At 67.4% G+C, this 6,178-nt stretch carries 4 protein-coding genes; all 4 read left to right on the top strand.

The genetic code is table 11. The features are described from left to right. Positions 1-2,173, top strand: a 2,173-nt coding sequence (gene recG / locus L810_RS40240) for an ATP-dependent DNA helicase RecG (protein WP_042978197.1), incomplete at its 5' end; no start/stop codon positions are given. Positions 2,174-2,298: 125 nt separating this feature from the next. After that, the gene (locus L810_RS40235; RefSeq protein WP_021163869.1) at positions 2,299-3,258 is read left to right on the top strand and encodes a hydrogen peroxide-inducible genes activator; all 960 of its coding nucleotides are present in this window, start codon (positions 2,299-2,301) and stop codon (positions 3,256-3,258) included. A 394-nt stretch (positions 3,259-3,652) separates the two neighbouring features. Beyond that, complete coding sequence (locus tag L810_RS49465; RefSeq protein WP_021163867.1) at positions 3,653-3,781, top strand: hypothetical protein; 129 nt, start codon at positions 3,653-3,655, stop codon at positions 3,779-3,781. Positions 3,782-3,901: 120 nt separating this feature from the next. Beyond that, positions 3,902-6,088, top strand: coding sequence for a catalase/peroxidase HPI (gene katG, locus L810_RS40230; RefSeq protein ID WP_021163865.1), 2,187 nt, complete (start codon positions 3,902-3,904; stop codon positions 6,086-6,088). Positions 6,089-6,178: the final 90 nt, after the last annotated feature.

The raw sequence follows: 6,178 nt of genomic DNA, 5'->3' as shown, positions 1-6,178 counted from the left end.
GCAGCCGGCCGCCGCCGCGCCCGATGCTGACGGCGCCGCCGCGGGCGATGCAGCGGGCGAGGCCGGCGCATCCGGCACGAAGCGCAAGAAGAAGCCGGCCGCCGACAAGCCCGTGAAGACCGCCGACAAGCTCGCGAAGCTCGGCCTCACGCGCTCGATCGATCTCGTGCTGCATCTGCCGATGCGCTACGAGGACGAAACCACGCTCACGCCGATCGGCGAGCTGCTGCCGGGCAGCATCGCGCAGACCGAAGGGGTCGTGTTCGACAACGAGGTCGCGTATCGCCCGCGCCGCCAGCTCGTCGTGAAGATCCAGGACGACGACGGCGAGCAGCTCGTGCTGCGCTTTCTCAATTTCTACGGCTCGCAGGTCAAGCAGATGGCCGTCGGCCAGCGGCTGCGCGTGCGCGGCGACGTGCGCGGCGGCTTTTTCGGGATGGAGATGGTGCATCCGGCCGTGCGCGTCGTCGAAGCCGATGCGCCGTTGCCGCAGGTGCTCACGCCCGTCTATCCGAGCACGGCCGGCGTGTCGCAGGCGTACCTGCGCAAGGCGATCGAGAACGCGGTGGAGCGCACGCCGCTGCCCGAGCTGCTGCCGCCCGAGATCCAGCGCGACTACCTGAAGCCGCTCGACGTGCCGACGCTCGAGCAGGCCGTGCGCATCCTGCATCACCCGCGCGTCGATTCCGACGAAGCCGCGCTGATGGACGGTTCGCATCCGGCGTGGACGCGCATCAAGTTCGAGGAGCTGCTCGCGCAGCAGCTGTCGCTCAAGCGCGCGCACGAGGAGCGCCGCACGCGCGCGGCGCCCGCGATGCCGCGTCGCACCGCGAGCGATGCCGATGCGCTGACGACCCGGCTCTATGCCGCGCTGCCGTTCACGCTGACGGGCGCGCAGGCGCGCGTCGTCGACGAGATCGCGCGCGACCTCACGCTCGCGCACCCGATGCAGCGCCTGCTGCAGGGCGACGTCGGCAGCGGCAAGACGGTGGTCGCGGCGCTGGCCGCCACGCAGGCGATCGACGCCGGCTACCAGGCCGCGCTGATGGCGCCCACCGAAATCCTCGCGGAGCAACATGCGCGCAAGCTGCGCGCGTGGCTCGAGCCGCTCGGCGTCACGGTGGCGTGGCTCGCGGGCAGCCTGAAGGCGAAAGAGAAGCGCGCGGCGATCGAGGCGGCCGCGCTCGGCACCGCGCAGCTCGTGATCGGCACGCACGCGATCATCCAGGACACGGTCGAGTTCGCCCGGCTCGGCCTCGTGATCGTCGACGAGCAGCACCGCTTCGGCGTCGAGCAGCGGCTCGCGCTGCGGGCGAAGGCCGCGAACGCGGCCAACGGCGCGCGCGACTTCCAGCCGCACCAGTTGATGATGTCGGCCACGCCGATTCCGCGCACGCTCGCGATGACGTATTACGCGGACCTCGAGGTGTCGACGATCGACGAGCTGCCGCCGGGCCGCACGCCGGTGCTGACGCGCCTCGTCGGCGATGCGCGGCGCGAGGAGGTGATCGCCCGCGTGCGCGAGGCCGCGCTGACCGGGCGCCAGGTGTACTGGGTGTGCCCGCTGATCGAGGAGAGCGAGACGCTGCAGCTGCAGACGGCCGTCGAGACTTACGAGACGCTCGCCGCCGCACTCCCGGAGCTGAAGGTCGGGCTCGTGCACGGCCGGCTGTCGCCGGCCGACAAGGCGGCCGTGATGGAAGCGTTCACGCGCAACGAAGTGCAGCTGCTCGTCGCGACGACCGTGATCGAGGTCGGCGTCGACGTACCGAACGCGTCGCTGATGGTGATCGAGCACGCGGAGCGCTTCGGCCTCGCGCAGCTGCACCAGTTGCGCGGCCGGGTCGGGCGCGGCACCGCGGCTTCGGTGTGCGTGCTGCTGTACACGGGGCCGCTGTCGCTCACCGGCCGCGAGCGGCTGAAGACGATGCGCGAGACGACCGACGGCTTCGAGATCGCGCGGCGCGACCTCGAGATCCGCGGCCCCGGCGAATTCCTCGGCGCCCGCCAGTCGGGCGCGGCGATGCTGCGCTTCGCGAACCTCGAGACCGACGGCTGGCTGATCGATCCGGCCCGCGAAGCCGCGACGCGGCTGATTGCCGCGTATCCCGAAATCGTCACGCAGCATCTCGCGCGCTGGCTCGGTGCGCGGGAGCAGTATCTGAAGGCCTGATCCGCGGGTTGGGGCCGGATCCGGAATCGCCGTTCGACGCATCCCGATGCAGAGAAACTTGGCGAACCGGTGTCACAGGGTGTATAAATTAAACCTATCGCCTGTATATCTCTGATTGACCCACAATGACGCTGACTGAATTGAAATACATCGTCGCGGTCGCGCGCGAACGGCATTTCGGCCGTGCGGCCGAAGCCTGCTTCGTGAGCCAGCCGACGCTGTCGGTGGCGATCAAGAAGCTCGAAGACGAGCTGAACGTGCAGATTTTCGAGCGCGGCGCGAGCGAAGTGAGCGTGACGCCGATCGGTGACCAGATCGTCACGCAGGCGCAGCGCGTACTCGAGCAGACTTTCGCGATCAAGGAGATCGCGAAGCAGGGCAAGGATCCGCTGGTCGGCCCGTTCCGCCTTGGCGTGATCTACACGATCGGGCCGTACCTGCTGCCGACGCTCGTCAAGCAGATGATCCAGCGTGTCCCGCAGATGCCGCTGATGCTGCAGGAAAACTACACGCTCAAGCTGCTCGAACTGCTGAAGCAGGGCGAGATCGACGCCGCGATCATGGCGCTGCCGTTTCCGGAAACCGGCCTGATGGTGCGCCCGCTGTACGACGAACCGTTCGTCGTCGCGCTGCCGGCCGGCCATCCATGGGAGAAGCGCGACGAAATCGACGCCGAGGACCTGAAGCAGGAAACCATGCTGCTGCTCGGCAACGGTCACTGCTTCCGCGATCACGTGCTCGGCGTGTGCCCGGAGCTGATGCGCTTCTCGCAGACGGCCGACGGCATCCAGAAGACCTTCGAGGGCTCGTCGCTCGAGACGATCCGCCACATGGTCGCGAGCGGCGTCGGCATTACGGTGCTGCCGCGAATGTCGGTTGCCGAGGTCGGCCCGCGCGCGAACGGCCCCGATGCCGAACTGCTGTCGTACGTGCCGTTCAACGAGCCGGTACCCGACCGCCGCGTGGTGCTCGTGTGGCGCAAGAGCTTCACGCGGATGCCCGCGATCGACGCGATCAGCGACGCGATTTCCGCCTGCGAGCTGCCGGGTGTCGCGAAGCTCGACATGCCGGCGACGATGAACTGAGCACGCTGCGGCATGCGCGTGTGGCAGCCCGATGAACGGGGTCTTGCGACCCCGTTTATTTTTCTCTATCGCATAGATGAAATTAATCAAATTCAAGTAATCAATAGACTTATATAGAATCCTCTCCATGGATCGGCGTCGTGTCGACGACCGGTCTGCACGTTGAGTGCAAGCGTCAAAGGAGGATGTCATGATGCGGTCGGTATTGCAGCACGCGCAGCGGAACATCCCGTCGCGCGATGCGGTCGTACATCGCGCCAGGGCGGCGGTTCGCAGCCTGCGTCCGATTGCGTTCGCGTACCTCGCGGACCGTGTGTACGGCGGTTGAACGCCGCCGCGCGCCGGTTCAGTGTTCCCCCGATTCACCCGCCATCAAGCCATGAGGGAGCATCGCATGTCCGAAAGCTGGAATTCCGCCCGCAGCGTCGTCACGACGCCTGCCGGCAGCCGGTTCCCCGAGCGTGCCGCCCGCGGCGCGTCGCAGCGGGAACGCGCGTCACAGGCCCCGCGCGATATCCCGTAGTACGACAGGAGAATCAACCTGTTCCGTTTCCCATCCCCGCAATGACACTCCACCAATCGCACCCGGCATGCCGCCGGAGCGAACCGGCGGAGTCATACGAGCAAGCCAAGGAGAAATCGCATGTCGAACGAAACGAAGTGCCCGTTCAACCACACCGCTGGTGGCGGCACGACGAACAAGGACTGGTGGCCGAATCAGCTCAACCTGAACATCCTGCACCGCCATTCGGCGCTGTCCGATCCGATGGACAAGGATTTCGACTACGCGGAAGCGTTCAGCAAGCTGGACCTCGCGGCGGTGAAGAAGGACCTGCACGCACTGATGACGATGTCGCAGGACTGGTGGCCGGCCGACTTCGGCCACTATGGCGGCCTGTTCATCCGCATGGCCTGGCACAGCGCCGGCACGTACCGCACGGCCGACGGCCGCGGCGGCGCGGGCGGCGGGCAGCAGCGCTTCGCGCCGCTCAACAGCTGGCCGGACAACGTCAGCCTCGACAAGGCTCGCCGGTTGCTGTGGCCGATCAAGCAGAAGTACGGCCGCAACATCTCGTGGGCCGACCTGCTGATCCTGACCGGCAACGTCGCGCTCGAATCGATGGGCTTCAAGACCTTCGGCTATGCCGGCGGCCGCGTCGACACGTGGGAACCGGACGACGTCTACTGGGGCTCGGAAAAGATCTGGCTGGAACTGAGCGGCGGCCCGAACAGCCGCTACTCGGGCAAGCGTGAGCTCGAAAGCCCGCTCGCTGCCGTGCAGATGGGCCTCATCTACGTGAACCCGGAAGGCCCGGACGGCAACCCCGACCCGGTCGCCGCCGCGCATGACATCCGCGAGACGTTCGCGCGGATGGCGATGAACGACGAAGAGACGGTCGCGCTGATCGCGGGCGGCCACACGTTCGGCAAGACGCACGGTGCCGGTCCGGCGTCGAACGTCGGTCCCGAGCCGGAAGCCGCGGGCCTCGAGGAGCAGGGTCTCGGCTGGAAGAGCACGTTCGGCACGGGCAAGGGCAAGGACGCGATCACGAGCGGCCTCGAAGTCACGTGGACGTCGACGCCGACGCAGTGGAGCAACGATTTCTTCAAGCACCTGTTCAGCTACGAGTGGGAGCTCACGAAGAGCCCGGCCGGCGCGCACCAGTGGGTCGCGAAGGACGCCGGCGAAGTGATTCCCGATGCGTTCGACGCGTCGAAGAAGCATCGCCCGACGATGCTGACGACCGACCTGTCGCTGCGTTTCGACCCGGCCTACGAAAAGATCTCGCGCCGTTTCTACGAGAACCCGGCCGAGTTCGCCGATGCGTTCGCGCGTGCGTGGTTCAAGCTCACGCACCGCGACATGGGCCCGCGCTCCCGTTATCTCGGCCCGGAAGTGCCGGCGGAACACCTGCTGTGGCAGGACCCGATCCCGGCAGTCGACCACCCGCTGATCGACGACGCCGACGTTGCCGCGCTGAAGGCGAAGGTGCTGGCAACGGGCCTGTCGGTGTCGCAGCTCGTGTCGACGGCATGGGCGTCGGCCGCGACGTTCCGCGGATCGGACAAGCGCGGCGGCGCGAACGGTGCGCGTATCCGCCTGGCGCCGCAGAAGGACTGGGAAGTGAACCGTCCGGCTGAACTCGCGAAGGTGCTCGCGACGCTCGAAGGCGTGCAGAAGGCGTTCAACGACGCGCAGACGGGCGGCAAGAAGGTGTCGCTCGCCGACCTGATCGTGCTGGCCGGTGCGGCCGGCGTCGAGCAGGCCGCGAAGAACGCGGGCGTCGCGGTGACGGTGCCGTTCGCACCGGGCCGTGCGGATGCATCGCAGGAAGAGACCGATGTCGAAGCGATGGCCGTGCTCGAACCGGTCGCGGACGGCTTCCGCAACTACCTGAAGCACGCGTACAAGACGCCGGCCGAGGCGCTGCTGGTCGACAAGGCGCAACTGCTGACGCTGAGCGCGCCCGAGATGACGGTGCTCGTCGGTGGCCTGCGCGTACTCGGTGCGAACGCCGGCGAGGCGAAGCATGGCGTGTTCACCGACCGTCCGGAAGCGCTGACGAACGACTTCTTCGTGAACCTGCTCGACATGGGCACGGAATGGAAGCCGGTGTCGGCCGCGAACGACGTGTTCGAAGGGCGCGATCGCGCGACGGGCAAGGTGAAGTGGACCGGCACGCGCGTCGACCTGATCTTCGGCTCGCATGCGCAGCTGCGTGCGCTGGCCGAGGTGTACGGCAGCGCGGATGCGAAGGAGAAGTTCGCGCGCGACTTCGTCGCGGCCTGGAACAAGGTGATGAACCTCGACCGCTTCGACCTCGCGTGAGCGTTGCCGTGCAGTAGCACGGTGAGGCAGTAACGGGAAACGGCCGGTCGTCCGGCCGGCCGTTTCGTCCCGATCCTGGATTTCAATGAA

Origin of the sequence: Burkholderia sp. AU4i, from assembly GCF_000466765.1 — a bacterium.
Classification (GTDB): Bacteria; Pseudomonadota; Gammaproteobacteria; order Burkholderiales; family Burkholderiaceae; genus Burkholderia; species Burkholderia cepacia.
Note: the sequence above shows the minus strand (reverse complement) of the source record. Positions and strands in the feature narration are given on the sequence as shown.